This window comes from Streptomyces sp. NBC_01775 (genome assembly GCF_035917675.1).
In the GTDB taxonomy this organism is placed as follows: Bacteria; Actinomycetota; Actinomycetes; order Streptomycetales; family Streptomycetaceae; genus Streptomyces.
The window spans coordinates 108,393-135,061 of the sequence record NZ_CP109104.1; the positions used below are offsets into that span (position 1 = coordinate 108,393).

24 protein-coding genes and 5 pseudogenes are annotated in these 26,669 nt (G+C 70.0%); 18 read left to right on the top strand and 11 right to left on the bottom strand.

Annotation, left to right across the window (positions count from 1 at the left end):
• The first annotated feature begins 25 nt into the window (after positions 1-25).
• From ilvN to OHB04_RS00585, 4 genes are read left to right on the top strand one after another with little or no spacing between them, the layout of a single operon-like run.
• A complete protein-coding gene (ilvN, locus tag OHB04_RS00570; protein ID WP_326685769.1) occupies positions 26-541 on the top strand; it encodes an acetolactate synthase small subunit in 516 nt (171 codons plus the stop codon).
• Positions 538-1,635: a thiamine pyrophosphate-dependent enzyme gene (locus OHB04_RS00575; protein WP_326806498.1), complete on the top strand. Its 1,098-nt coding sequence runs from the start codon at positions 538-540 to the stop codon at positions 1,633-1,635. The genes ilvN and OHB04_RS00575 overlap by 4 nt, the downstream gene beginning before the upstream one ends.
• 2 nt (positions 1,636-1,637) lie before the next feature.
• Positions 1,638-2,660, top strand: coding sequence for an alpha-ketoacid dehydrogenase subunit beta (locus OHB04_RS00580; RefSeq protein WP_326809376.1), 1,023 nt, complete (start codon positions 1,638-1,640; stop codon positions 2,658-2,660).
• 38 nt (positions 2,661-2,698) lie between these two features.
• Positions 2,699-4,021, top strand: coding sequence for a dihydrolipoamide acetyltransferase family protein (locus OHB04_RS00585; protein ID WP_326685771.1), 1,323 nt, complete (start codon positions 2,699-2,701; stop codon positions 4,019-4,021).
• Positions 4,022-4,094: 73 nt separating this feature from the next.
• Here the strand turns inward: OHB04_RS00585 and OHB04_RS00590 are convergent, their stop codons facing one another.
• Together OHB04_RS00590 and OHB04_RS00595 are read right to left on the bottom strand one after the other, a co-directional pair.
• Positions 4,095-5,474, bottom strand: coding sequence for an aspartate aminotransferase family protein (locus tag OHB04_RS00590; RefSeq protein WP_326685772.1), 1,380 nt, complete (start codon positions 5,472-5,474; stop codon positions 4,095-4,097).
• A 24-nt stretch (positions 5,475-5,498) separates the two neighbouring features.
• Positions 5,499-7,010, bottom strand: coding sequence for a CoA-acylating methylmalonate-semialdehyde dehydrogenase (locus OHB04_RS00595; RefSeq protein ID WP_326685773.1), 1,512 nt, complete (start codon positions 7,008-7,010; stop codon positions 5,499-5,501).
• A 152-nt stretch (positions 7,011-7,162) separates the two neighbouring features.
• On the opposite strand from OHB04_RS00595, the gene OHB04_RS00600 reads away from it, so the two are divergent.
• On the top strand, positions 7,163-8,770 hold the full coding sequence (locus OHB04_RS00600; RefSeq protein ID WP_326685774.1) for a PucR family transcriptional regulator: 1,608 nt from the start codon (positions 7,163-7,165) through the stop codon (positions 8,768-8,770).
• Positions 8,771-9,037: 267 nt separating this feature from the next.
• Here the strand turns inward: OHB04_RS00600 and OHB04_RS00605 are convergent, their stop codons facing one another.
• Positions 9,038-9,967 carry a quinone oxidoreductase family protein gene (locus OHB04_RS00605; RefSeq protein WP_326806499.1) on the bottom strand — a complete coding sequence of 310 codons (930 nt, stop codon included), beginning with the start codon at positions 9,965-9,967 and terminating at the stop codon, positions 9,038-9,040.
• 110 nt (positions 9,968-10,077) lie between these two features.
• On the opposite strand from OHB04_RS00605, the gene OHB04_RS00610 reads away from it, so the two are divergent.
• Positions 10,078-10,521: a MarR family winged helix-turn-helix transcriptional regulator gene (locus OHB04_RS00610; protein ID WP_326685776.1), complete on the top strand. Its 444-nt coding sequence runs from the start codon at positions 10,078-10,080 to the stop codon at positions 10,519-10,521.
• Positions 10,522-11,031: 510 nt separating this feature from the next.
• Here OHB04_RS00610 and OHB04_RS00615 read toward each other — a convergent pair.
• Positions 11,032-11,694 carry a class I SAM-dependent methyltransferase gene (locus tag OHB04_RS00615; protein ID WP_326685777.1) on the bottom strand — a complete coding sequence of 221 codons (663 nt, stop codon included), beginning with the start codon at positions 11,692-11,694 and terminating at the stop codon, positions 11,032-11,034.
• 431 nt (positions 11,695-12,125) lie between these two features.
• On the opposite strand from OHB04_RS00615, the gene OHB04_RS00620 reads away from it, so the two are divergent.
• Positions 12,126-13,352, top strand: a complete 1,227-nt coding sequence (locus OHB04_RS00620; RefSeq protein WP_326806500.1) for an MBL fold metallo-hydrolase — start codon at positions 12,126-12,128, stop codon at positions 13,350-13,352.
• A 137-nt stretch (positions 13,353-13,489) separates the two neighbouring features.
• On the opposite strand, the gene OHB04_RS00625 is transcribed toward OHB04_RS00620, so the two are convergent.
• Positions 13,490-13,657 (bottom strand): hypothetical protein, encoded by a 168-nt coding sequence (locus tag OHB04_RS00625; RefSeq protein WP_326685779.1) that lies wholly within the window; start codon positions 13,655-13,657, stop codon positions 13,490-13,492.
• Between the two features lie 842 nt (positions 13,658-14,499).
• Between OHB04_RS00625 and OHB04_RS00630 the strand changes: the two genes are divergently transcribed.
• The 4 genes and pseudogenes from OHB04_RS00630 to OHB04_RS00645 form a co-directional block, all read left to right on the top strand.
• The gene (locus tag OHB04_RS00630; protein WP_326685780.1) at positions 14,500-14,775 is read left to right on the top strand and encodes a hypothetical protein; all 276 of its coding nucleotides are present in this window, start codon (positions 14,500-14,502) and stop codon (positions 14,773-14,775) included.
• Positions 14,776-15,174: 399 nt separating this feature from the next.
• Positions 15,175-15,408, top strand: coding sequence for a hypothetical protein (locus OHB04_RS00635; RefSeq protein WP_326806501.1), 234 nt, complete (start codon positions 15,175-15,177; stop codon positions 15,406-15,408).
• Between the two features lie 152 nt (positions 15,409-15,560).
• Complete coding sequence (locus tag OHB04_RS00640) at positions 15,561-16,025, top strand: hypothetical protein (RefSeq protein WP_326685781.1); 465 nt, start codon at positions 15,561-15,563, stop codon at positions 16,023-16,025.
• 520 nt (positions 16,026-16,545) lie between these two features.
• Positions 16,546-16,911 (top strand): annotated as a pseudogene (locus tag OHB04_RS00645) (DUF1152 domain-containing protein); the annotation flags it as partial.
• A 57-nt stretch (positions 16,912-16,968) separates the two neighbouring features.
• Here OHB04_RS00645 and OHB04_RS00650 read toward each other — a convergent pair.
• On the bottom strand, positions 16,969-17,931 hold the full coding sequence (locus OHB04_RS00650) for an IS481 family transposase (protein ID WP_326693403.1): 963 nt from the start codon (positions 17,929-17,931) through the stop codon (positions 16,969-16,971).
• Positions 17,932-18,062: 131 nt separating this feature from the next.
• Positions 18,063-18,974, bottom strand: a complete 912-nt coding sequence (locus tag OHB04_RS00655) for a MerR family transcriptional regulator (RefSeq protein ID WP_326806502.1) — start codon at positions 18,972-18,974, stop codon at positions 18,063-18,065.
• Positions 18,975-19,410: 436 nt separating this feature from the next.
• Between OHB04_RS00655 and OHB04_RS00660 the strand changes: the two genes are divergently transcribed.
• Complete coding sequence (locus OHB04_RS00660; protein WP_326685783.1) at positions 19,411-19,626, top strand: hypothetical protein; 216 nt, start codon at positions 19,411-19,413, stop codon at positions 19,624-19,626.
• Positions 19,627-19,695: 69 nt separating this feature from the next.
• Positions 19,696-20,463 (top strand): annotated as a pseudogene (locus tag OHB04_RS00665) (transposase); the annotation flags it as partial.
• 72 nt (positions 20,464-20,535) lie between these two features.
• Here OHB04_RS00665 and OHB04_RS00670 read toward each other — a convergent pair.
• Positions 20,536-21,459 carry an RNA polymerase sigma-70 factor gene (locus tag OHB04_RS00670; protein ID WP_326685784.1) on the bottom strand — a complete coding sequence of 308 codons (924 nt, stop codon included), beginning with the start codon at positions 21,457-21,459 and terminating at the stop codon, positions 20,536-20,538.
• A 143-nt stretch (positions 21,460-21,602) separates the two neighbouring features.
• Entirely contained in the window at positions 21,603-22,076 is a 474-nt protein-coding gene (locus tag OHB04_RS00675) for a carboxymuconolactone decarboxylase family protein (RefSeq protein ID WP_326685785.1), read from the bottom strand.
• Between the two features lie 176 nt (positions 22,077-22,252).
• On the opposite strand from OHB04_RS00675, the gene OHB04_RS00680 reads away from it, so the two are divergent.
• Positions 22,253-22,639, top strand: coding sequence for a DoxX family protein (locus OHB04_RS00680; RefSeq protein WP_326685786.1), 387 nt, complete (start codon positions 22,253-22,255; stop codon positions 22,637-22,639).
• Between the two features lie 240 nt (positions 22,640-22,879).
• On the opposite strand, the gene OHB04_RS41630 is transcribed toward OHB04_RS00680, so the two are convergent.
• A complete protein-coding gene (locus OHB04_RS41630) occupies positions 22,880-23,224 on the bottom strand; it encodes a DUF6191 domain-containing protein (protein WP_442814765.1) in 345 nt (114 codons plus the stop codon).
• 150 nt (positions 23,225-23,374) lie between these two features.
• Between OHB04_RS41630 and OHB04_RS00685 the strand changes: the two genes are divergently transcribed.
• Positions 23,375-24,031, top strand: a complete 657-nt coding sequence (locus tag OHB04_RS00685) for a maleylpyruvate isomerase N-terminal domain-containing protein (protein WP_326685787.1) — start codon at positions 23,375-23,377, stop codon at positions 24,029-24,031.
• A 281-nt stretch (positions 24,032-24,312) separates the two neighbouring features.
• On the opposite strand, the gene OHB04_RS00690 is transcribed toward OHB04_RS00685, so the two are convergent.
• Positions 24,313-24,549 carry a hypothetical protein gene (locus OHB04_RS00690; protein WP_326693132.1) on the bottom strand — a complete coding sequence of 79 codons (237 nt, stop codon included), beginning with the start codon at positions 24,547-24,549 and terminating at the stop codon, positions 24,313-24,315.
• Between OHB04_RS00690 and OHB04_RS00695 the strand changes: the two are divergent.
• The 3 pseudogenes from OHB04_RS00695 to OHB04_RS00700 all read left to right on the top strand — a co-directional run.
• Positions 24,511-26,027: pseudogene (locus OHB04_RS00695) on the top strand (ABC transporter transmembrane domain-containing protein); the annotation flags it as partial. The gene OHB04_RS00690 and the pseudogene OHB04_RS00695 overlap by 39 nt on opposite strands.
• Positions 26,028-26,289 (top strand): annotated as a pseudogene (locus OHB04_RS41635) (ABC transporter ATP-binding protein); the annotation flags it as partial. It abuts the pseudogene before it with no gap.
• Positions 26,279-26,614 (top strand): annotated as a pseudogene (locus tag OHB04_RS00700) (ABC transporter ATP-binding protein); the annotation flags it as partial. The pseudogenes OHB04_RS41635 and OHB04_RS00700, both read left to right, overlap by 11 nt.
• Positions 26,615-26,669 lie beyond the last annotated feature (55 nt).

The window sequence follows — 26,669 nt, forward strand, 5'->3', positions numbered from 1 at the left end:
GTCAGGCACGCAGCATGCTGGCGCCGTGCTGCGACTCGATGTCGTCGCCACGCCCCTGGCGATCGCCCGGGTCGCCGCGATCTTGGCGCATCGCCAGTTCGACGTCGTCACCATGGATGTCGCCGCGCCCGTCGACGGGCTGCGGACGATCACCGTCGAGGTGGACACCGCGGACGAGATCAGGCTGGAACAGCTCGTCAAGTTCTTGAACCGGTCACCCGAGGTCGTCAAGGTCGTCCGCCTCTCCGACGACAGGTCGCACAGCCGGTACGGGGCATTCGTGGCGGTCGCCTTCCCCGAAGGCCGGCTCGCCGAAGCCGTCGCCATCGCCCGGGCGTTTTCCGCCGAGATCGTGGAAGCCGACCGGACTCGCTGCACCGTCTTCACCGCAGGAGAGCGCGCCCGTGTCGATGCCCTCGTCAAAGCGCTCTCCTGCTTCACCATCCGGGAGCTCGTGATGGCGCCGCCGCTGCGGATATCGCGCCCGTCCCGGAAGGGACACATCGCCGTGGACCACGCCCGGACCTGGGGGCCGTCATGAGCACGGACTCTGTCGCGGCAGCCGCGCCGTCCCACGCCGGCGACGTCCTGCAACTGGTCGATCCCGCCGGGACGCTGAACGAACAGACGGCCGCGGGCATGCTCGACGTGACCGGCGAACTGGTACGCGCGCTGTACCGCGACATGGTGCTCGGGCGCCGCTTCGACCAGGAGGCGTACTCCCTGCAACGCCAGGGTGAGCTCGGACTCTGGCTGATGTCCCTCGGGCAGGAGGCGGCACAGGCCGGTTCGATCCGCGCCCTTCGGGACGACGACCGGGTCTTCCCGTCCTACCGCGAGCACGTGGCGGCCCTGTGCCGCGGTGTCCCGCCGACGGAACTGCTGTCGCAGTGGCGTGGTTCGAGCCATGGCTCGTGGGACCCCGAGCGCTATCACTTCCACATCTACAGCCTTGTGCTGGCAACGCAGACCCTGCACGCGGTCGGCTATGCGATGGGTGTCCGCTACGACGCCGGCGACGGCGTCGTGCTCGCCTACTTCGGTGACGGCGCGTCCAGCCAGGGGGACGCCAGCGAGGCCCTCAACTGGGCGGCGGTGACGTCGGCACCCGTCGTGTTCTTCTGCCAGAACAACGGATGGGCGATCTCGACACCCGCGAGCAAGCAGTACGCCGCCCCGCTGGCGGAACGTGCGAAGGGCTTCGGACTCGACGCGGTGTCCGTGGACGGCAACGACGTACTGGCTGTCTACGCCGCCACACAGCGCATGGCCGAGCGGGTCCGGGCCGGTGGAGCACCCGGGCTCATCGAGGCGCACACCTACCGCATGTCCGGACACAGCACCTCGGACGATCCCAGGCGCTACCGCGAGGATGCGGAGCTCGCCCGGTGGAAGGCCCACGACCCGGTGGAGCGCGTGCGCCTGCTGCTCACGGCGCGCGGCTGGGCCGACGAGGACTACTTCGCCACGGTCGCCTCCGACGCCGAAGAACTCGCGGTGCGGACGCGCCGGGAGTGCCGTGCCCTTCCGGAGCCGTCCCTGAGCGACACCTTCCGCAACACCCTGTGCGAGGAGACCGAGGCGCTGCGACGCGAGCGCGAAGGCTTCGAGACTTTCAAGGAGTCCTTCCTGTGACCATCACCGCCGCGGCCACTCCGGCTGGCAAAGACGCCGAGGGCAAGGCCACCACGACCACGCTCGGACGCGCGCTGAACGAGGGCCTGCGGCAGGCGATGCGCGACGAGGAGCGGGTGGTTCTGCTGGGCGAGGACATCGCCTCGCTGGGCGGGGTGTTCCGGGTGACCGACGGGCTGGCCGCCGAGTTCGGCGACCGCGTCGTGGACACCCCGCTGGCCGAGTCGGGGATCATCGGAACGGCGATCGGCCTTGCCCTGCGGGGGTACCGGCCGGTGTGCGAGATCCAGTTCGACGGTTTCGTCTACCCCGCCTTCGACCAGATCGTCAGCCAGCTGGCGAAGATGCGGGCACGGTCCCGCGGGCTGCTGCGGCTTCCCGTCACCATCCGGATCCCGGTGGGGGGCGGGATCGGCGCGGTCGAGCACCACAGCGAGTCGAACGAGGCGTACTTCTGCCACACGGCCGGGCTGCGCGTCGTCGCGTGCGGCCATCCCCAGGACGCGTACGACATGCTCCGCGCCGCGATCGCGTGCGACGACCCCGTCATCTTCTACGAGCCGAAGCGCCGCTACTGGGACCGGGCCGAGGTCGACCTCGGCCGCCCCGTGGACAGCGGCACGCTGGGGCGCGCCCGGGTCCTGCGCGAGGGCTCCGACGTCACCGTGGCCGCGTACGGGCCCACGGTCGCGGTCGCGCTCAACGCCGCCGAGATCGCCGCCGCCGAGGGCCGTTCGCTGGAGGTCCTGGACCTGCGCTCGCTGTCGCCGCTCGATGCCACCGAACTGCGCCGCTCGGCGTCGAAGACGGGGCGCGTCGTGGTCGTGCACGAGGCGCCCGTCAACGTCGGTCTGGGCGCTGAGATCGCCGCGACGGTCATGGAGCACTGCTTCTACGACCTTGAGGCCCCCGTGGAACGGGTCGGTGGCTACAACGTCCCCTATCCGCCGGCGCGGGCCGAAGGTGACTACCTTCCCGACCTCGACCGGGTTCTCGACGCCGTCGACCGGGTGTGTGCCTCCTGATCCGTCCGGCGTCCGGCGAACCTCTCCTGGAGGACACGATGCTCGTAACCAGACACTTCCATCTCCCCGACGTCGGCGAGGGGCTCACCGAGGCCGAGATCCTCGACTGGCGTGTGGGACCCGGCGACGCGGTCGGCGTCAACGACACCATCGTGGAGATCGAGACGGCGAAGGCAGTGGTGGAGCTGCCCAGCCCGTACGCCGGGACCGTCACCGAACTCCTCTGTCCCGCCGGCGAGGCAGTGGCCGTCGGTGCGCCGATCATCGCGTTCGAGGTCGAGGACGACAGCGCCCAGCAGGCGGAGATCGAACCCGACACCACGCCCCAAGAGCCCGTCGGTGCGCCCGGCCAGGACGGGCCGCCGCCCGCCCCCGCCCGCGAGCCCGTCCTGGTCGGCTACGGTCCGGCGCACGCACAGACAGCCCGACGCCCGCGAAAGAGGAAGCCCGAGCCACCGGCCGTCACACCTTTCCTTCCTTCCACCCGGAAAGCTCTCGCCACCCCGCCGGTGCGCAAGCTCGCCCGCGACCTCGGAGTCGACCTGAGCCTCGTGACCGCCACCGGCCCGTCGGGACGCATCACGCGCGAGGACGTCCACCGCCTCGCCGAGAAGCAGGCCACCGCGCCGAACGCCCCAAAGCTCCCCGGTGACCGCGCTGACAACGTGACGCGCACGCCGATTCGCGGAGTGCGCAAGCACACCGCGGAGGCCATGGTCAAGAGCGCCTTCACCGCTCCACACGTCACGGAATGGGTCACCGTCGACGTGACCCGGTCCCTCAAACTGCTGAAGAGGGCGCGTGCCGACAAGGCGTTCGAGGGTGTGCGCCTGACACCGCTGTGTCTCGTCATCAAGGCGGCGTTGACCGCCATCGCGCGGCATCCCGGGATCAACGCGAAGTGGGATGCCGCGGCCGGTGAGATCGTCCAGTACCCCGATGTCGGCCTCGGCATCGCCGCGGCGACTCCGAGAGGGCTCATCGTCCCCAACATCGCCGCGGCCCAGCGGCTCTCGCTGAGTGAGATCGCCTTGGCACTCACCGACCTCATCGACCAGGCCCGCGCCGGCAAGACGCCACCCGAGCGGATGAGAAACGGGACGTTCACGATCACCAACATCGGGGTGTTCGGTATCGACGGCGGAACACCGATCCTCAACCCTGGCGAAGCAGCGATCCTCTGCTTCGGCCAGGTGCGGCGAACGCCGTGGGAACACAAGGGACACATACGGCTGCGCGACACCGCGACGCTCACCATGTCGTTCGACCACCGCCTCGTCGACGGCGAGCTCGGTTCGCTCGTCCTGCGCGACATCGCCCGGTTCCTCGAGCGGCCGGACCTGATGGTGCTTGACCACTGACGCGGTCGCGGCTGAACGGCCAGGCAAAGCTTGGCCGTTCAGCCGCGACCGGAAGGGCGCGCCGTGACGCTTCTCAGCGGGAGGAGTCCTCCAGCTCGCCCTGGACCAGGGCATCGACCCGGCCGAGGACCTGGTCCAAGATGCTCAGTCCTTCGCGAGCCTCCGGCTCGGTGACCGTGCACGGCGGCACGAGGTGAAGGCGATTGGAATTGGCGAACGGCAGCATGCCGAGTTCCTTGGCGGTGCGGACGGCTTCGGCCATTACGGGACTGCTGCCCCCGGTCGGTGCCACGGGCCGGCGAGTGTCGCGGTCGGTGACGAGTTCGACGGCCCAGAAGACCCCACGTCCCCGGACCTCCCCGACACTGGGGTGCTTTTCGGCGAGCCGGTCGAGTTCGGGGCCGATCACATCGGTGCCGATACGGCGGGCGTTGTCGATGATCCCGTCGCGTTCCATGACGGTGATGGCGGCGACGGCCGCCGCACAGGCCAGCGGATGCCCGGAGTAGGTGAGGCCGCCCGGGTAGGGGCGGTGTGCGAAGTGTTCGGCGATCCGCTCCCCCATCACGACGCCACCGAGCGGTACGTAGCCGGAGTTGACGCCCTTGGCGAAGGTCAGCAGGTCGGGTACGACGCCCTCGTCGTCGCAGACGAACCAGGAGCCGGTGCGGCCGAACCCGGTCATCACCTCGTCGACGATGAGCACGATGCCATGCCGGTCGCACAGCTCCCGCACCCCGGCGAGGTAGCCCGGCGGGGGCAGCATGATGCCCGCGGTGCCGGGGACGGCCTCCAGCAGGATGGCCGCGACGGTCTGCGGGCCTTCCAGCTCGATGACCTGTTCAAGATGAGCGAGCGCGCGCCGGCACTCCTCCGCCTCGGTCGTCGCGTCGAAGTGGCTGCGGTACAGGTACGGGCCGAAGAAGTGGACCACGCCGGAGTCGCCGTTGTCGTTGGGCCAGCGGCGCGGGTCTCCGGTGAGGTTGATCGCGGTCTGCGTGCCGCCGTGGTAGGAGCGGTAACGGGTCAGGACCTTGGGGCGGCCGGTGGTCAGGCGGGCCATGCGTACGGCGTGCTCGTTGGCGTCGGCGCCGCCGTTGGTGAAGAAGACCCGGTCGAGGTCGCCGGGGGCGCGTTCGCAGATCAGGCGGGCCGCTTCGGAACGCTGGTCGTTTGCGTGCTGCGGGGCGACGGTGGCCAGGGTGCGGGCCTGGTCGGCGATCGCTTCCACCACGTAGGGGTGCTGGTGGCCGACGTTGGTGTTCACCAGCTGGGAGGAGAAGTCGAGCAGCCGGTTGCCTTCGCCGTCCCAGATGTAGGAGCCCTCGGCGCGGGTGATCACCATCGGGTCGAGGCCGGCCTGGGCCGACCAGGAGTGGAAGACGTGGCGGCGGTCGAGCTCGTAAGTCCGCGCGACGGCACGGGTGTTCAGCTCGGGCTGGACAAGGGTCATGGCGGGCCTCCTTCAGAGGGGTCTTCAGGCGGTCTGCGGGAAGCCGAGGTTGAGGCCTGCCTGGCTGGGGGCCCGCCAGCGCGTGGTGACGACCTTGCCCCGGGTGAAGAAGTGCACGCCCTCGGTGCCGTGCGCGTGGGTGTCCCCGAACAGGGAGTTCTTCCAGCCGCCGAAGCTGTAGTAGGCCATCGGTACCGGGATCGGCACGTTGATGCCGACCATGCCGACCTCGACCTCGTTCTGGAAGCGGCGGGCGGCACCGCCGTCGTTGGTGAAGATCGCCGTCCCGTTGCCGTACGGGTTGGAATTGATCAGTTCGAGGGCCTCGTCGTAGGACTCCACCCGCAGGACGGACAGGACGGGCCCGAAGATCTCGTCCGTGTAGCAGCTCATGTCGGTGGTGACGTGGTCGATCAGCGTGGGGCCGAGCCAGAATCCGTCCCGGCCGCCGTCCGCCCGTACCTGGCGGCCGTCCACGACCAGGCTCGCGCCGCCCTCCTCCGCCTGGGCTGCCTTCTCGACGTAGGAGGCCACCCGGTCGCGGTGCGCGGCGGTCACCAGCGGCCCCATGTCGCAGCCCTGGGTGCCGTCGCCGGTCCTGATGTCGCGGGCCCGCTCGGCGATCTTCGCGACCAGCTCATCGGCGACGCCGCCGACCGCCACCACGGCCGAGATCGCCATGCAGCGCTCCCCCGCCGATCCGAACCCTGCGTTGACCATGGCATCGGCGGCCTGGTCCAGGTCGGCGTCGGGCAGGACGACGGCGTGGTTCTTCGCCCCGCCCAGCGCCTGGACCCGCTTGCCGTTGGCCGTGCCCGTGGCGTACACGTACTGGGCGATCGGGGTGGAGCCGACAAAGCTGATGGCCTTGACGGACCGGTGGGACAGCAACTCCTCGACCGCCGCCTTGTCGCCCTGCAACACGTTGAAGACGCCCGGGGGCAGCCCCGCCTCCTCCCACAGCTCGGCCATCCACAGCGCGGCCGAGGGGGCCTTCTCGCTCGGCTTGAGCACGACGGTGTTGCCGGCCGCGATGGCTACGGGGAAGAACCACATGGGCACCATCGCGGGGAAGTTGAACGGCGCGATGATGCCGACGACCCCGAGCGGCTGCCGGACCGAGTGCACGTCCACCTCCGTCGAGGCGCTCTCGCTGAAACCGCCCTTGAGCAGGTGCGGAATGCCACAGGCGAACTCCACCACCTCCTGGCCGCGGGCGACCTCGCCCAGCGCGTCGGACAGGACCTTGCCGTGCTCACCGGTGATGATCTCGGCAAGCTCGTGCTTGCGCTGGTTGAGCAGCTCGCGGAAGCGGAAGACGATCGCGACGCGCTTGGCCAGTGACGTGTCCCGCCAGCCCGGAAAAGCGGCAGTGGCCGCCTCGATCACGGAGCGGGAGTCCGCCTCGTGGGCCAGGGCCACCTCGCGCGTCACCGCGCCGGTCGCCGGATTGGTCACCGCGGCGGCACGTCCACTCGTGCCGGGGAACGCCTTGTTGTTGGCCCAATGCCCGACACAGGCAAGATCGCTGGTCACTGCTGCCTCACTCTCGCTCGATCACTCGCTGCACACGGAGCCGGCAACCCGGCGACCGGCACGGCCGCCCGTCCACCGGCCCGGCTGTGAGGCTGCCAGGACATACGCCGACAGTCTGTACAGCACTGAGAGAGATTCCTTACGATGCGTAAATGCAGCCGACCGTCCGGGAAGTCCTCCAGCTGTCCGCCCTGGCCACCGGGCGGCCACGCGTCGTCGGCGGTCGCGACCACCTCGACCATCCGGTCCGGTGGGTGCACAGCAGCGATCTCCCCGACCTCACCGATCTGCTGGAGGGCGGAGAACTCGTCCTGACCACCGGCCCCACGCTGGCCAACGGCGCGCCCCGGGCCGAGGCCTACCTGAGCATGCTGGCCGCGCAAGGTGTGGCCGGCCTCGTCATCGAGCTCGGCACCCACCTCACAGCCGTGCCGGAACACCTGGGAGCTTTCGCCGACTCCCTCTCGCTGCCCGTGGTGACCCTGACCGAGAGAACCCGTTTCGTCGAGGTCACCCAGCAGGTGCACCGGCTGATCGTGGCCGACCAGTACGAAGAGGTCGAGTTCGCCCGCACCACCCACGAGGTCTTCACCTCGCTCAACATGTCCCGGGCCTCCACCACGGACATCGTCACGCGCGCGGCGCAGACCCTGGGCGCCCCGCTGGTCCTGGAAGACCTCAGCCGGCACGTGCTGGCCTTCTGCGCCCTGGACACCTCGACCACAGCGCTCCTGGACCAGTGGGCCGACCGCTCCCGCCTCCACGACGCGGCGGCCGGCCACGCGGACGCCCCCGCCTGGTCGGCCGTCCCGGTGGGCGTCGGCTCGGAGCGCTGGGGCCGGCTCGTCCTGCCCACCCAGGCCTCCGATCCGTCCCGCGCCCGTATGGTCCTGGAACGCGCGGCGCAGTCCCTCCAGCTGCATCGGATGATCCAGCAGGAGCGCGACGCCCTCGTGGTCCAGGCACTCGGCGGCCTCCTCGACGACCTGTTGAGCGCCCGCTTCAACGAGGGGGACGATGAAAAAGAGGCCATGGCCCGCGCGACCGCCCTCGGCCTCACCCCCAGCAGCCGGTACGCCCCGCTTTCCGTCCGCATCCCCCAGCGCCCCGGCACCGACGCACTGGCACAGGGCGAGGCCGACCGGCGGCTCCTGACCGCCGTCCGCCAGTCAGCCGCCGCCGTCGGCGGCAGCGCCATCGCCTCCATCCGCCGCGAGGGAACCGTCTCGGCGATCATCTCGTGCCTGCCCAAGGGAGCCGACCGGACGCTGGATGCCGTGTGCAGAGGGCTGCGGGACCGCCTGACCGGCCGGAGCGGCACCGAAGGCTGGGCCGCAGGCACCGCCCCCGCCTCCGCCAGCCTCATCGGCGCCGCACACGGTCTCACCGAGGCGGAACATGTTGCCGACGTCGGCCTGACCATGCCCGAAGCGCACCGTCTCTACCGGTCGACCGACGTACGTCTACGCGGACTTGTCGCACTGCTCCGTGGCGACCACCGCCTCCAGGCCTTCGCGGAGACCGAACTGGGCCGCCTGCTCGACCACGACGCCCGCACGGGCGAGAACCTCCTGGCCCTCCTGCGCACCCACCTGGACTGCTCCGGCTCCAAGACACACACCGCCCGCCTCACGGGCCTGAGCCGCCCCACCCTCTACAGCCGCCTGCGCACCCTGGAACGCATCCTGGGCGTCTCCCTCGAGTCCGCCGAGTCACGTACTTCGCTCCACACCGCGCTCATGATCATCGATGCCCGCTGAGACAGTCGGGAGGCTCGCAGGGGTAGCCGTACGGGCTGTCGACGTCGGCGGGACACAGCGGGGCATGGACGCCCGCCTGGAAGAAGAACCGCAGGTGGCAGGGCACACGGCACCTCGCCGCGTTGTCGAAGCAGCCAAGTAGGCCCAGCACGAGGACGCTCCTGCGCCGTGCGATGCTCCCCAGCCGCCGCTGGGAGGCGCCCCCTGTGGGAGGTGCCCCTGCATCTGACGACGCGGCCTGATCCACGAAGATCCAAACGAGCGGCCCTAGCCCCGGGGGACCAGAACGACCTTGCCGAGGTTGCGGCGGGAGTGGATGATCTCGTGGGCTCGCGCCGCTTCGGCGAGCGGGATCTCAGCGGATACGCGGGGGCACAGCGTGCGGTTGCGGTGGCGTTCCCACAGCTCGTCGAGCCAGCGCGCGTACACCTCGGGCTCGCCCCGGGCGATGGCCGCCATCTGGAAGCCGATGGCCGAGGCGCTCCGGATGAGCAGTTCGTACGCGTCGACCGTGCCGCCGCCCGAGCTGTAGGCGACCAGACGGCCGCTGGGGGCCAGTGCGCGCACCGCGGGGCCGAGGAGTTCTCCGCCGACCCCGTCGATGACCATGTCGACCGGATCGCCCCAGGACTCGTTCCCGTAGAGCACGACCTCGTCGGCGCCGAGTGCGCGGACGAACTCCGCTTTGTCCGCACTGCTGATGGCCGCGATCACGCGGGAGGCCCCGCCTGCCTTCGCGTACTGCAGTGCGAGGGTACCGACCGCACTGGCCGCTGCGGTAACCAGGACGGCGTCGCCGGGTTGGGGGCGGCCGGCCTCGTAGGCGCCGCGTGCCACCAGGCCGCTGCGGACCAGGGCCACCGCGTCGACGCTGGTCGCCCGGTCGGGAATGGCGGAGGCCATCGCCTGGTGGATGAGGGCCAGTTCGGCATAGGCGTGGGAGAAGCAGAGCCCGGTGACGCGGTCGCCCACGGCGAAACCGGTGACGCCTTCACCGACGGCGGCGACGGTGCCTGCTACCTCGCCGCTGAGCGGGACGGGCTCGGCGCCCTCGCGCACCTTTCGTACGGTCGGCAGCGTGACACCGACCGCTTCGGTACGGACGAGCAGCTCACCCGGCCCGGGTACCGGAACGGGGGCCTCCTCGGTGAAGAGAACCTCGGGGCCACCGCTGACCTCATAGCGAACACGACGCATGGACACCTCCGGGTATGACACGGCTCCAATAATCATTGGTATTCCCAATGGATCGCCAGCGTAGAGAGAGGTCATTGGGAAGTCCAATGACTTCGGGATAGCCTGCTTCCATGACCCCCACCGAACGCCCGCATGCCCTGGCACACGTCCAGTCCCTGCCGAGCTGGCTGGCCGGCCGGGTAGCGGCGCGCGGCCGGAGCCTGGTCGCCGAGGCGATCGCAGAGGAAGGACTGCGGCTGCCGCATCACGCCGTGCTCGCGGCTGTGTGCGAGTACGGCCCGGTCGCCCAGGCGGATTTGGTGCGCCGGCTGGGCTTCGACGCGAAGGACGTGGTCCTCCTGCTCAACCACCTGGAGGAAGCCGGGCTTGCGGTGCGGGAACCCGATCCGCAGGACCGTCGCAAGAACGCCGTGACGGTGACGCCGGCGGGCGTGCGGACTCTGGAGCGGTGCGCGGGGCTGGCGGAGCGGGCCAACGACGAGCTCCTGGCGCCGCTCAGCGCGGCGGAAGGCCGGCAGCTGATGGAGTTGCTGACCCGGGTGTACGAGGCGTAGCACCGCTCTTCGTGTCTTCTCGGCTGCCGGGGACGGCTGCCGAGGGCCGCTTCTGCCGTGACGCTGGAGGAAGACGGCAACTCGCTCCGGTGAGGGCTCGAAGCCAGTGGTGACACCGCCCGTCCCGGCTCCTGGGCGAGTGACCGACCGAGGGTCCTGCGGCGGAGAGTCTCCGGCGCAAGGCCATCCGCGCCGCTCGACCCTCGACACGTTCCCTGAACGGCCTCTCAGACGGTTGCCGCAGCCGCGCCACGACCGGCGTACTCGGAGCCGGTGACCCTGCCGGGACGGTCTTCCCGCACCACGGCGTTGGAATGACGGTGCCGAGCGATGTCGCCGTCTTGAAGAACCCGCTCGCTCTGCCGTTTTCCCTGTACGGGAGCCACGTCATGATGAGCTTCATCCCGGTGGAGAACTCCACGCCCGCGAAGAGGCCGATCAGACCTTGCGCTGTCAGGCCGAGGGGGATCGAACGGTGACGCCGTGGATGGGATGCGGTCACGCGTCCGGTCAGGCAGCCCCTGACCAGGCTTTGCGGGCGAGCAGTTGAACCTCCCGGAACTGCCGTCGGTCGGTGGGCTGAGGCTCGCGAACCGTCCGGGCCACCTCCGCCAACCCGGACTCGCGCAGCATCGCGGCGAGGTGATCAGGCCACCACCGGTAGGCCGGCGCGACTGCGTGATCGAAGACCTGCGTCGGATGAGAGGGATCATCGCTTGCCGAAAAGCCGACCAGAAGGTGGCCGCCGGGTGCCAGCACACGGTGGAACTCCGCCAGGATGACGGGGAGTTCCGGCGGCGGCGTGTGGATGATGGACCAACGTGAGAGTACGCCGCCCAGCACGCCGTCAGCGATGTTCAACCCGGCCATCGAGCCCACGTCGAACCGCAGGCCCGGATAGGCCTGTCGAGCCAACTCGATCATCGCAGGAGAGGCATCAACACCAAACGCCGCCAGCCCCAGCTCGTCCAGATAGGCGGTGACATAGCCAGGCCCACACCCCAGGTCCGCGACCTGACCGTCCCCACTCGCACTTACGACCTCGGCGAAAACACCCAAGATCCCACGGTCCAGGGGACTGTCACGCAGCGCGTCACGGAACAGCTGCGCATAGGTGAGGGCAGCAGCGTCGTAAGACTCGCGGGTGGCACCGAGGGCATCGTGTTCGACCATGCTCGCAACAGTAGTTCCCTGGCCCCGAGGCGAGCCGAGAGAATCACGATCTTCCCTCCCGCCCGTTCGCCCGTTCGCCCGTCGACACTGGCGGTTGCTGAGGTGCGCCGGCTCGCACCTCTCCTCGATGCGAACGCCGGAGTGCGCCGCGGCGTTTCGACACCCGCCCGGTCCCAGAACGCGGCTTCTTCATCGGTGCCGATGTGACCGCACCCGCAGGGGCGTCATCCACGTCCGCCGCGGCAGCTCCGCCGGCGGGTACGGACGGACACGCTCCCCCGCGAAGGCCGCGAACGGAGGGCTCGGCAATTTTTCACCCGCCCCGGTCGTTGCGGCTGCGGGGGCCTTGTCGAACCCGTGCCCGCGAGGACCCCGTCGCTCCCTGGCCCAAGCCCAGGTGAGGGAATGAAGCGAAGATCCCAGGAGGTCCCGTGGCCAGCTCAGGCAACCCGCAACCGGCACTCTCACGGCTGCGGTCGCTGCGGCCCGCCGCATTCGGCGCCGATCCCACCGGTGAGCGGATGGAGCGGATCCGCCGCTCTCCCCATTTCAGAGGGAAGACGTTCCAGAACCCCGAGGGGACCCCGGCGGTCGAGGCCCCCGGTTCCAAGGCCGAGTTCGCGAAGGTCTACTTCCGTAAAGAAGCGCGCCGACGCCGGCGCCCCGCAGCGCCCATACCGCTCCACACCACCACGTCCCAGGACCTCGCCCGGCCTCCGGCCTCCGGGCTGCGGCTCACCTGGATGGGCCACTCCAGCGTGCTCGCCGAGATCGACGGCCGACGGGTCCTCTTCGACCCTGTATGGGGCCGGCGCTGCTCCCCGTGCACCTTCGCCGGGCCGAAGCGGCTGCACCCGGTTCCGCTGCCGCTGACCTCGCTGGGCCCCCTGGACGTCATCGTCATCTCCCACGATCACTACGATCACCTCGACCTGCCCACGATCAAAGAGCTGGCCTCGACGGACGCGGTCTTCGCGGTACCCCTCGGCGTGGGGGCGCACCTGGAGCGCTGGGGCGTCCCGGCAGACCGGCTGCGGGAGCTGGACTGGGCCGAGTCGACGCACGTCGGCGGCCTGCGGCTGACCGCGACCCCGGCCCGGCACTTCTGCGGCCGTGGCCTGCGCAACCAACAGCACACCCTCTGGGCGTCCTGGGCCGTCGAAGGGCCATCAGGTCACCGGATCTACCACAGCGGCGACACCGGTTACTTCTCCGGATTCCGGGACATCGGTGCCGCGCACGGCCCGTTCGACGCGACCATGATCCAGGTCGGTGCGTACAGCGAATACTGGCCCGACATCCACATGACACCCGACGAGGGCATGCGGGCACACCTGGACCTCCAAGGAGGCCGACCCGCCGGGGTGATGCTCCCGATCCACTGGGCCACGTTCAACCTCGCGCCGCACCCATGGGAAGAGCCCGGCGAGGGCACCGTCAAAGCGGCCACTCGGGCGGGCGCACGGGCGGCACTGCCGCGCCCCGGGGAGCCCTTCGAGCCCACCGCTGAGCACATTCCGTCCGCGCCGTGGTGGCGGGCCGCCGCTCAGACCCCGGCCGAGGACCACTCCACCGGCTTGCCGGCCCCAGGAGCCGCACAAGAAACCACAACCACCGAGCCGGGCCCGGACACTCATGAGGCGGTCACGACGTCGTAAGGGGGGCGAGACCTGCGGCGGGCTGTTGGCAGTGCTTGTCAGGTGGTCTCGTCATGGTGGGTGTCCGTTGAAGAACCTGCGGGCCCGGCTGGCGTGGCGGCGTGGGTAGTTGCCGCCTCATGTGGGGAGTTGCCGCCTCAGCGGAGAAGTGCCCCGCGCACTCTCAGGCCGTAGGAAGCGCGCAGGCGGTGCAGTTCCCACAGGCCCACCACGGTCACCGAGACCGGCGCTCCCATGAGCATGATCACCCGCAAGGACGCGGGAACGCCCGCGTAGGCGCCGGTGAACACGTCGACGAGCAGCATCGAAGCGGTCTTCGGCAGCCTCGCCCTGGTTCTGTGCGAGGCGGTACGAGAAGGACACCCAGAGGAAGGCACCCAGACCCACTACGGTTCGGACCTTTTGGATGTGTCTCACCCGGACGTCCTCCACCCACCCGGGCCGCGACGGCAGAAAGACCCGCCTCCCCACCCCGATCGGTCCCACCGCGCGCCATGCCCGCCTGAGCGGCCCGGCCCGCCGCACCGGCACTGGGCGGAGGGGTAGGGACGCGGGGGCGGATACCGGTAGCCGGGATGCGGGGGGCGGATACGGGTGGCCGGGCGGTGGGGGCGGTGGGATGTACGGAAGGGGAGGGGATGGTTGCACAACCACCACGAGGCCGGCGCAGGTGCAGCGCCTCGCGGTGGCGCCCCGGGGCAAGATTGGGGAGGTTGCCAGGCCGTTGCTGCCGTTGCTGCCGTCGACGGGGGGCGTCCGCAGGCCGGCGGGGTCGCGAACATCGATGACGAGGCGGTCTTCACGCGATCACCTAGGTGTTGGTCAGCGGCTGCGTCTGGCGGGCACTGCCCCCCGGGCTTCGCCGTACAGTCCTCACCTCCTGTCGTCGGTCACCCCTTGTCTGACGGTCCTGTGCCTGGCTCATGAGATGTGCAGGAGGAGCGCGGGGAAGATGTGACCCGGGTCACCTCACATGCCAGTGGCAGCTGCCCCGACCCCCGCTACTCTCTTCGATGTCACCACGGGGGTCCGCCAACTGGCGGTGCACAGCAGGGACATGAGGGAATCCGGTCGTTGCCGCGGGCCTCTCGCCGTGCCGTGTGCGCACTCCCATGGCGTCGTCCGTGTCCTACAGGGAGGAATCCGTATGAGATCCCGTTCGGCCCGTCTCGCCGCCACCGCCGCGGCGGTGGCGATCCTCGGCACCCTGGCCACCGCCGCCCCGGCCGCCGCCGCCACGTCGACGCCCGCCACGGCCGGCACCGCCTCCGTCCAGGGGGCCAACGCCTGGCACTTCATTGACTGGTACCCCAGCAAGGAGGCATGCGAAAGGGGCGGTGCGTACTACCTCCGCCACGGTTACAGCGGCTACCGCTGCGAGATGGACCTGACGCGCGGCTGGGCGCTGATGGTCGCGGACTGACACCTGAGGGCCGGACCGGGTTGACACTGTTGACAAAGGGTCGGGCCCTTGCACGTGACGTCGGTCTTCGCCGCCTTGTTGTGGATGGTGAAGGCCGACGGTTGCGTTTGGGGGAGCGTGCCGGTGTCGCTGCCGGAGCGCGGGCTGGGCAAGGTGCGGCTCGTCCGCGTGGCTGCACAGCGGTCTTCTTTGAGCCCCCTCCAGCAGATCAGGACGCAGGCGGGTGAGACCTGGGACGCGGTTGTCTTTCCGGCCTTGAGGGCCGCGTTTCCGCTGCTCAGGCGGGGGGCCGGGGCCCCGTGGGAGTAGCGGCCTGTCCTGCTGCCGCTCTCCGGAAGGTTGTGGATGCCGTCGGTGGTCGCTCTGCTGGAACAGCGTGAGCGGGGTGCTCGCCTTCGCGTGCACGAGCTGCGTGAGGAGGCCGATTGTATCCAGGCCGAGTTGGCGGTGACCGAGCAGGAATGGCAGGAGTGGGTGGTCGCCCGCAGGCGGGTCGATACGGTGCCGGCTCCGGACGGCGGCGGCACGGCCGGCACGGAGATCACCCTCCGATGCGCGGGATGCGGATGCGCCCTCGACGCCCCGGGATGTGGTGAAGCCGACTTCACACGCGCGATGTGGGTCGAGGACTGAGAGGACAGCCTCAGTCGCCCCCGTCGCCCTGGCGGAACGGAACCGGACTCTGACTTTGTCACAGCAGCTCAACCGCTCCGCACGTCCGGGCAGTTGCTGCGATTTGCTGGTTAGGGTCCCCCTGGAATCACTGGCAGATCAGGGGGGTTTTCATGAGGCTCAAGCGTGTGGGCCGGCTCGGCACCACCGGCGCGTTGGTCGCCGCAGCGTTCGGCGCGTCGATCGTCTTCACTCCGTCGTCGGCATCAGCAGCAAGCGATTGGAAGTGTCACGGCACCGCAGTCAAGCGCTGCGCCACCGTCTGGTGGGACGAGACCGCCGACACCTACCGGGCGCGGGCGAAAATCACCGATGCCGCCGGTGGCGGCACCTACAAGGTGGCGGTCTCCAACGTGAAGCTTCAGCGCACCAGCGGCGCTGACTTGATTACGGTGCGCACCGCCAGGGATGACGACGGCTGGCATGACACCGAGGACTTGGCCGGCACCACCACCATCGACCCGTGTACCTGGCCACGGGAGAGTTTCAGGGTAGTGGCGACGTTCAGCTGGAAGGGGACGGGCTCCGGCAAGGAGACCTGGCGTCCCAACAACTCGTGGGGCCACCTCTGCGACTGACCCGCCGAGCGCGTCCGTCCCACACCGACCGGCGCGGGACGGACGCGCTTCCCTCGGCGCATGCGCCAAGCGCCCCGCGAGCGCAGCGGCGGCAGGCCACGAAGCCGAGACGGCCTGTTGAGCGAACTCCTGAAGCGAGTGTCGGAGTGACTCCAGGCATCCCCGCCGCGCGACGTCTGTTCGTCCAGACAGCTCGGCTGAGGCCGGTGGCCGGCGCGCGGGGCACACGCGCGCCTGGTCGTTCGGCGCTCCCGGCGTCGTGGCGAGCTGTCTGCGGCTGAGGTCCATGCGGGGCGGCTGCGGTACAGCAGCGGAGTACAGCAACCAGAGCAACCACCGTCGTCCGGCGCCGCCTCTCCTGCACCTCGCGGCAGCCGCGATGAGCGTCCCCGCCCCACCCACCTACAGTTTGTAAACAGAAGGTCTGTGTCACACCCGTGCCAGAAGACCCGTTGCCGTCTTCGCGCGCGGTCTTGCGCTCGGTACGTACGAGTGCATCCGGTCCGGCGGCCACCTCTGTCTGCCGTTCGTCGTCGCGGGAAGTACGAGGAGACCAGTTCGACAGCCTCTCCCTCGTCCTCGACGAGGAGGCGGCGAACAAGCACAATACGGCCTCAAGGCCCTCACACCCACCGCCTACGCAGTACCGCGCGACGCGCGGCCGGTGGCCCCCGCCGGCTCGACACTGCCCAGACTCGCAGCGGAGCGCCCTCACACTTTCGCTCTGATCGACCCGCACGCGGGTGTACGGGGAATCACGCAGCAGCTGCAAGAACTCACCGAGCACCTGGGCCCCGACGCGATCGAGCTGCTGGACGTCGGCGGAGACATCCTCGCCAAGGACGACGAGCCCACGCTTCGCAGCCCTCTCGGCCACGCCCTCACCCTCGCGGCGTGCTGCCAGCTGTCCGTTCCGGTCAGTCTTCTGATCGCGGGCCCCGGGCTAGGTGTGTTGTTCGGGGAGGTTGGTGATGCGGCTGGCTGGGGTGTGGCCGCTGATTCCGGTGTGGGGTCGGTGGTAGTTGTACCAGTCCAGCCAGTCGGGGAAGGCTGCCTGTCGCTGGGCGTCTGAGGTATAGGGCTGGTGGTAGGCCCATTCGTCGAGCAGGGTGCGGTGGAAGCGTTCGACCTTGCCGTTGGTCTGTGGGCGCCATGGTCGCGTCCAGCGGGGAGAGATGCCCAGCTCGTGGCAGGTCTGGCGCCAGGTGTTCTTGGTGTAGGCCCAGGCGTTGTCGGTCAGGACACGTTCGACGGTGACGCCTTGTCGGGCGAACCATGCCGTGGCCCGTTGGAGGAAGTCCGCGCAAGTCGGGGCCGTCTCGTCGGGCAGGTCTTCGGTGTAGGCCAGGCGGGAGTGGTCATCGAGCGCGGTGTGGAGGTAGGCGTATCCCATGCCGTGGCGACGGTCCTTGTTCGGGCTGCCCGCGGCCCGGCCGAGGACTTTGTGGCCGCCGCCGTCGGGGATGCGGCCGAGTTTCTTGACGTCGACGTGGATCAGCTCGCCGGGGCGGGAGCGCTCGTAGCGGCGGACGGGTTCACCGGTGGCCCGGTCGAGGACGGCCAGGGCGGGCGAGTCGTGACGTTGGAGGATGCGGTGGGCGGTGGAGGCGGCGACGCCGGTCCGTGCGGCCAGGCGCAGCGGGCCGATCCGGTGCTCGCGCCGCATCCGAAGCACGCGGGCCTCCTTATGAGGCGGTGTCTGCCAGGGGCAGCGGGCAGGGCGGCTGGAGCGGTCGTACATGCCCGTCTCGCCGTGCCGGCGGTAGCGGCCGGCCCAGCGGGCGGCGGTGGTGTGGCTGACCTGGAAGCGCTCGGCCGCCCTGCGTACCGGCCAGCCGTCCTCGACGACACACCTGGCCAGACGCAGCCGACCGGTCGGCGTCAACGGGGCGTTACGGTGGATCACGAGGGCCTCCTGCACTCGGCGGTAGATGTCGCAATCCACACCGAGCCAGAAGGCCCTCACCTCGTTCAAGCACCCACCACGGGCGTGTCACCCGTCACCAACGTCCCGGGACAACACAGCTAGGCCGTGTTTTAGGTAGCGGGTGAGTCTTGGGCGGATAGTTCTTCGGTCAGTTCCATACAGCGCAGGCGGGCTGGGGAGAAGTCGTAGGGCATCTTGCCGATGGCTTCGAACACGCTCATGGAGTCAGCCTCCCGCCTGCCAGAGCTGAGGTCGGCCTCGTCCTCGCCGTCAGCGGCGGTAGCAGGGTGCAAAGTGTCCCAGGCGTCGAAGAGGGCATCGTCGTCCTTCCCCAGGCCAGACTCCTCGATAACGGCCTGCAGGGCGCTTTCGAAAGCGTGCCGCTCGACGGCCACATGAACCACCCGTGGATCATCGACGGCGACGCTGTCATCGAGTGCCTCCTCGGCGTCATCGATGCGGTCGGAGTCCTCCCGCAGAGTGGGATGCGTGGCCAGGACGACGAAGCGGGTGGCCTGGACGGCCGCGCCGAGCGGGCCGAAGATCCGCTCAGTGACCAGCAGACTGTCCAGGTCCGCCTGACGCAAAGAGCCCTCGGGCAGGCTCTTGAGGCGTTCGGTGACGAAGTCGGAGAGCAGGCCCATCCGGCTGCCTTCGGTGCGCATCCGCTGCACAGCGGTCCGCTGCCGCCGCAATTCCGCCTCCTGCTCGGCGAGGGTTTCCTCCAACCGCTCCAGGATGCCCGCGATACCGTCTCCGCTGTCCGCACCGGCGGAAGCCGTGCCGGTGGTAAAGGCGTCACGGATGTCGTCCAGGGCGATCCCGGCGTCGGCCATCTTGCGAATCCACAGCAGGCGGATCATGTCCTCGTACCCGTAGCGGCGGCGGTCATCGCCGCCCCGCTCAGGCTCGGGGAGCAGGCCGATCTCGTGGTAATGGCGAATCGCCCGTGGCGTGCTGCCGGCGAAGGCTGCCGCGTCACCGATCTTGACCTGGCGGGGTGGCATGAAGGACGAACGCATGAGCAGGGACCTTTCCTCAAGGGATCGGGACGTAAGTCCACCGGACCACATGCCGCTACGGAAGGTGCAACCCCATACACCCCGCCTCGCGCCAATGCCAGGAAATGCGCCCTTCCTCCGTAATGACCGCAGGCCCGTCCCTTCCTGCTGGGGCATCCGCACGACGGCAGACTGAGGGTTCACAGCCACTGATGAATCGCCGCGACCTGAACCGTCGCCCCGAACCGAACCGCAAGTTTGTCCAACCGGGTCGCCACGGCCCGGTGCTGCTTGAGACGGCTGATCCCGCATTCGACCGCGTGCCGGGCCTTGCAGCCCTCGCGGTCGAAGACGGGCGGATGCCCGACGTCTGCCGGATGGAAGGGTCAAGGCCTACGACTCCGAGGATCTGTACTGGGCGGGCACCGCCCCACTGCCGTGGCTGACCGCAGAAGAGGTGGCGGAGCACGGCGGCCAAGGCAGCCTGCGGGCTCGGGAGATCAACATAGATGCTGGCTGGTACGCCGGCGCCGGCTTCCGCGTCGTCGTCCTCGACCCCGACTGGGACCATGAGCGGGCTTCCCACACCACTCCTTACCTCGACGAATTTGTCGCCACCCTGGAGGCGTGGATGCGGATGATCACTCAGCAAGATGAGTTCCCTCAGCCGTGAGCTACACCCTCCGGAAAGTCTCCTCAGAGCTGTCCCGTGAGCGATCTTGATGTGCGGCAGTCCTGGACTGTGGCTGGTGTAATCATGGCGTCGGAGTCTTCTTGGATCGCCCCGTTTTACCGGGCTGAGCCCGCGTACCTTCGGAAAGTTGGTGACTCAACTACGCTGCGAGGGCGTCGACGCGCCGGGACGTGGCCGGCCCTGGAAGCTCCCGCTTCAAGACCGGGTGCTGCTGGTGGCCGCGTACTGGCGCACCAACCTGACGCTGAGGCAACTGGCGCCGCTGGTCGGGGTGTCGAAGTCGGCGGCGGACCGGGTCGTCGACCACCTCGGACCGAAGCTCGCGCTCCCGCCGCGGCACCGCTTCCGCAAGGACGACGTGCTGATCGGGGACGGCACCTTGGTACCGACCCGCGATCACACCGTGGCTGAGCAGTCGAAGAACTATCGGTACTCGACGAACCATCAGGTGGTCGTCGACGCCGCCCCCGGCTGGTGGTCGTGGTCGGCCTGCCACTGCCGGGCAACCACAATGACTGCCGGGCCTGGGCCGAGTCCGGCGCGAAGGACGCCGTCGGGAAGACCGCAACGATCGCCGAAGGCGGCTACCGCGAAACGGGACTGGTCATCCCTCACCGCCGTCGCAGCGCGGACGAAGAACTTCCCGACTGGAAGCAGGCACACAACAAGAGCCACAAGCAGGTCCGGGCCCGCGTCGAGCACGTCTTCGCCCGTATGAAGACCTGGAAGGTCTTGCGCGACTGCCGCCTCCGCGGCGACGGCGTGCACCACGCGATGCGCGGCATAGCCCGCCTGCACAACCTCAACCTCGCCGGATGGACGAACCGGCCAACCTGCGCCGCTGACATGAGCTGCCGGTGGACGAGCCGACCCACGCCTGTCCCGAGGTCACTTCGTCCGCTGGCGGGCCTGCTTCACCTCGCGGTCGATGGCCCAGGCGTCAGCGACCGGTCCGAGGTGGCCGAGCTTGTCGGGGTTGATCACCGAGCGGATGGTCTGGATCTGCCCATCGAGCACGTCGAGGGCCAGAGCATGGAGGACCTTGCCGTCCGGGTCGCGGAAGATCGCGCCGGGCTGGCCGTTGACCTCGTGCGGCTCGAACATCACGTCGATCCGGGCCATCAGCGGGAAGACGGAGGCCAGCAGCCGGGCCACGTTCTCGGCGCCGACGACGGCCTTGGCCAGCTGCGGGGCCTTTCCGCCGCCGTCCCCGGCCATCGACACGTCGGCGGCGAGCAGATCCCGAAGGCCGGCGACGTCGCCTTCGCGGAGGGCGTCGAAGAACCGCGTCGCCAGCTCCTCACGCTCGTTGCGGTCCGCTTCGAACCGCGGCCGCCCGGCCTCCATGTGCCGCCGTGCCCGTACCTGCAGCTGCCGGCACGCCGCCTCCGAACGCCCCACCGCCGAGGCGATGTCGTCGAACCCGAAGCCGAACACCTCCCGCAGCACGAAAACCGACCGCTCCAGCGGGCTGAGCCGCTCAAGCAGCAGCAACGCCGCCATCGACACCGAGTCGGCCAGCTCCGCCGAGCGCGCCGGATCCTGATACGGATCGCTGAGCAGCGGCTCGGGGAACCACGGGCCGATGTACTCCTCCCGCCGCACCCGCGCGGAGCGCAGTACGTCGATCGAGATCCGAGTCACCGTGGTGGAGAGAAACGCCTTGGCCGACGTGGGAAGGGTGGGCGAGCCGTCGAAGCGCAGCCATGTCTCTTGCACCGCGTCCTCGGCCTCGCTCACGCTGCCCAGAATCCGGTAGGCGATCGAGAACAGGAGTGGCCGCAGTTCCTCGAATTCCTCGACCTTGTTCACGCCGCATCTCCCTTGAGTTCCCGCCCGGCCGCGGTTCCCGACGCGGGCACATTCTGGTGATCTTGCGGTCCTCGGCGGGGCGCTGTCACAGGCCCCGGGCACGGGGCCTGTGACAGCGCCCCGGGCGGGTCGTCCATGGCCATTCAGTGGAACTGCCCGACCTCGTAGTCGCCGCCCTGCTGATGGGCGATGATATTCATCCGGGTCGCCATGTTCATGAAAGAGACCAGGAGCACCAGAGCGGGTAGCTGCTCCTCGTCGTAGTGCTTCGCGGCACGTTCCCACACCTCGTCGCTGACCCCGCCGGCCGCGTCCGCGACCCGCGTTCCCTGATCCGCCAGCTCCAGCGCGGCACGCTCGGCCTCGGAGAAGACCTTGGCCTCCCGCCACGCCGCCACCAGGTTCAGGCGCACCGCGGTCTCGCCGGCCGCGGCGGCCTCCTTGGTGTGCATGTCGACGCAGACGGCGCAGCCGTTGATCTGGCTCACGCGCAGGGCCACCAGCTCCTGCGTCGCGGCAGGCAATGTCGACTCCTTGAGCGTCTTGCCCGCCGACATGAGGTACTTGAGGGCCTTTCCGGCCGTCGGGCTGGCGAAGTAGTTCAGTCGCGCGTCCATGATGTGCTCCTCCGTGCTCGTCAGTGGCTACACACCAGGGACGAGACAGCCCGACGCCCTGTGACACGGAGGCGTGCGATCCACGTCTCCCGGCCTCGAACGCCCGCAGGCGTCACAGGCGAGGGCGCTGTCTCGTCCCTGGGGGAAGCAGACAATCCCCGTTCAAGGAGCTGTTGATGGACCTCGCACTCTGGATCGTCGCCGGACTGATGGCCGCCGTCTGCCTGACCGGCAGCGCGAAGATGTTCGTGCCCAAGGAAGAACTGGCCGTCGTGGGCGGCACCGCCACCCGATGGGTTGAGGACTTCAGCCCCGGTGTCCTCAAGGCCATCGGCGGCGTCGAGCTCCTGGCCGCGGTGGGCCTGGTACTGCCCGCCGCGCTCGACATCGCGCCGGTACTGATGCCGCTGGTCGCGACCGGACTGGTGCTGCTGTTTGCCGGCGCGCTGACCATGCGCCTCCGCCGTGGCGAGAGAGCGACGATCGCGGGCGACATGGTCTACCTCGCTCTGGCCCTGTTCCTGGCGTGGGGCCGCTTCGGCCCCGATTCCTTCACCGGCTGACCACTCAGCTCAGGGCGAGCCGGTTTGCCGAAGGCACGCGGGCTCATCCCGGTGAACGGGCTCCACAACGGCTCCGGCGCCGTGACCATGCCGGCCGCGACCCATGTTCACCACACGTCGAGATCACTTGCGGGACAGCCCTCAGCATCACCATCAGCAAAATCGACCGCTCCGGATTGAGCTCTGCAACGACCGAGGCGCGCCGCCGGGCGCACCGCGACCGCCCCTCGCCGCAGGCGGTCAGCGGCCGGGGCGGGTGCGGTAAAAACGAGCTCTGCCGGCGTCGAGATCTATGCCGGTCCTCTCGGGTGCGCCATCCTCCTCGTCCTCCCGAAGGACCAATTCGATGCGCTGTTCTTCCAGTTGAACTCGCTTGCCCGGGTAGATCAACGCGTGGAGCTCCTCAACCGCTGTCGCTCCCACGCCCCTGGCCCTGGCCCTGGCCCCGGGGTCGGGATCCCTGAAACGACCTGGGAACCACCCTCGCCGCTGAGCCAGCTGAGCCGCCTTCCGACGTGCCGCCAGCACAAACAAAGGCACAACGAGCACGAGCACGACAAGCTGACTGGTCAACAACTGGAGCATTCGGTGACAACGCCCGGACTTCCGCACGTGTTCCGGCGGCCTGATCGCGAAGGTCAAAGAGGCCGCATCCGTCACCTCGGTCGTCCGGGTACGCGAGGCGCCGTTCAAATGCGGTTGTCCGCGATTGCGGCACCGCACTAGCGTGCCTGCGTGGATCTCTTCTCACGCTCTTGGGCGGCATTGCGCACGGCGGTCGCCGAACTCCCGGACGAGGACTTCGCGCAGCCGTCGGGCTGTGCCGGCTGGCTCGTGCGGGACCTGGTGTGTCATCTGGTCATCGACGCTCAGGACGTTCTGATCACCCTCGTGACCCCCGCCGAGACGGAACCGACCCGCGACGCGGTGACCTACTGGAACGTCGCCGAAACGCCGCCGGCCGGCGACGACCCGCTCGACGCGCTGATCCCCCGGCTGGCTGCCGCGTACGAGGAGCCCGGACTGCTCAAGTTCCACCTCGACGACGTCGGATCCGCCGCCGGCCGCGCCGCCGAACTCGCCGACCCCGGCCTCCGGGTCAGCACCCAGGACATGGTCCTCACCGCGGGTGACTACCTCTCCGCGTACGTCCTGGAGTGGACGCTGCACCACCTCGACCTGGTCGCGCACCTCCCGGGGTTGGCTGAGCCGCCCGCGGAGGGGCTCGCCCGGACCCGTGAGATGCTGGGGAAGATCGCGGGGGCCGCGTTCCCCAAGTCGTTCTCCGACACGGACGCGCTGCTGGTCGGCACGGGACGGCGTGCCCCGACCGACGCGGAGAAGGCCGAACTGGGCGAGCTGGCCGCGCACATCCCGCTCATCCTCGGGTGATCGTCCACCCGGACGTGGGCTTCGGGGTCATGTCATGTCAGGTCCGCCGCGGCAGCACCGGGCGGCGGCAAGTACGGGCGCACCTCTCTTAGTTGTGGTCGCGCCTCGCTCCGTTCCGCCTGTCAGGGGCCTCCCCGGTCAGGTGGGGGCTGTCGTGGTCACCGGGCGGCCGGGGCCGGGGTCGGCGCCGCCGTCACCGGGCCGATCCCCATGCCGATCGAGAGCCCCCGGACGGGGACGCGAGACCCCCGCAGGCAGCCGCCACCTGTCCCCCAAAAATATTAGGTCAGCCTTACCTCTCCCAATGGGGTGGAGGGGAGGGCGTCATGGGTGTGGCACCACGGTGGGGCGACCTCGAACGCCCGTCCGGCCGAGCCGGTCGCTACGTCCTGCGCGGCGTCGTCGCCGGTGAGCGGCGCGATGTCGCCGTCGGCTGCGCGCTCGGCGCCGTGCACCAGATCGGCGAGGCCCTCATCCCGGTGCTGATCGGCTTCGTCGTCGACCGCGCCGTGGTCCACCCCGACGGCGCCTCGCTCGCCCGCTGGGCCCTCGTCCTCGCCGTCGTCTACGTCTTCCTCTCCGGCGGCTTCCAGCTCGGGCCCGCGCCGGCGAGCGGGCCGCCGAACGCGCTGGGCACACGCTGCGGATGCGGCTGGTGCGGCGCGTGCTCGCCCCGTACGGCGGCGCGGCCACCGGTCGGCCGCCGGGCGCGCTGGTCACCGTCGCCACCGAGGACGCCCGCCGCGCCGGTGCCGTATCCCTGGCGCTGCCGCTCGGGTTCGCCGCGGTCGTCGGCCTGGCCGCCGGAGCCGTGCTGCTGCGCGCCTCAGTGCCGCTCGGCGTGCTGATCCTGCTGGGCACCCCGGTGCTGATGGGCCTGGGGCAACTGCTCGCGCGCCCGCTGGAGCACCGCAGCCACGTCGAACAGGAGCGCGCCGCACACGCCTCGGGCATCGCCGCCGACCTCGTCGCGGGCGTCCGGGTGCTCCAGGGCCTCGGTGCCCAGCGCGCGGCTGCCGACCGCTACCGCCGCACCAGCCGCGCCGCGCTCGGCGCGACCGTACGCGCGGCGCGCGCCGAGGCGGTCCAGACAGGTCTGATGCAGGCGCTGACCGGTGTGTTCATCGCCTGCGTCGCGCTGGTCGGTGGCCGGCTCGTGCTCTCCGGCTCGACGGCCGGGCGAGTTGGTGGCTGCCGTGGGGCTGGCCCTCTTCCTTCCGGGTCCGCTCCAGGTCATCGCGTGGGCGGGCGCCGACATCGCCCGCTCCCGTGCCTCGGCGGACCGTATCGCGACGGTGCTGTCCGCCCCCGGCGATCTTCCCGCGGCCCCCGCAGGCCCGGTCGACAGCCCTGCTGACGCGGGCTCCGCGGACGCCGGCTCGCGGGGCGGGCTACGGCTGCGCGGGCTCACCCACGGAGGGCTCGACCGCCTCGATCTTACGGTCGAGCCCGGGGAGTTCCTCGGTGTCGTGGCCACCGAGGCGGCCCACGCGGAGGCACTCGTACACTGCCTCGCCCGGCAAGTGGACCCGGGCGCCGGGCGCCTCGAACTGGACGAGGTGCCGTTCACCGACCTGGCCCCGCGTGAGCTGCGGGCGCGCGTACTGGTCGCCGAGCACGGCGCTGACCTGTTCGCCGGATCGCTGCGGGAGAACGTCGCGGCGGCGGGCGGGGACCCCCGGACGCGGCACTGGCAGCGGCTCTGGCCGCGGCGGGTGCCGACGAGGTCGCGGCGTCCCTGGACGGCGGCGTGCACGCGCCCGTCGGCGAGCGCGGCCGGGCGTTGTCCGGCGGCCAGCGACAACGGGTCGCACTGGCACGGGCCCTGGCCGCCGGCCGGGACGTGCTGGTCGTCCACGACCCGACGACCGCCATCGACTCCGCGACGGAGTCCCGTATCGCCGCCGGGGTCCGCGAGCTGCGCCGGGGCCGTACCACCGTGCTGGTCACCAGCAGTCCCGCGCTGCTGGCCGTCGCGGATCGCGTCGCACTGATCGTGCGCGCCTACTCGTTGGAGGAGGAGCACACCGAACGGGTCGCCCGCCGCTCGCGGGAGGCGGTCGCGCTCAGCCTGCGCGGCGTCCGGCTGGTGCTCGGCTTCTACGGGCGGCTGCACGTGGCCGAATACCCGGGTCTGGTCGCCGTGCTGTGCGCGGGCTTCGTGCTGGGTGCGCGACAACGCCGTGTCGGTGGGCACGGCGACCGCGGCGGCGCTCTACTTCCACAACCTGTTCGGGCCGGTGAACGCCGCCTTGGTGCCTCGACCTCGCCCACCAGATCGACGTGCTCGACCTCGTCGTCGACCTCGACCGGCACGAGGGCCGCACCATCGTGATGGTGCTGCACGACCTCAACCAGGCCTGCCGCTACGCCGATCACCTGGTCGCCATGAAGGACGGCGAGATCGTCGGTGAGGGCACGCCCGACCAGGTGATCACCGCCACCTCTGTCGCGGAGGTCTTCGGGCTGAGCTGCGAGGTGACCACCGACCCGGTCGCCGGAACGCCGCTGGTGATCCCGAAGGGCCGCCACCACGGGGCCGGGGCGCAGGGGGCACGGGGACCTCGCCGCGCGAACGCCTGACCGGATGGCGCGGAATGCGGATACTCCTCGGGTGACGCCCTCCGGTGACGCCCTC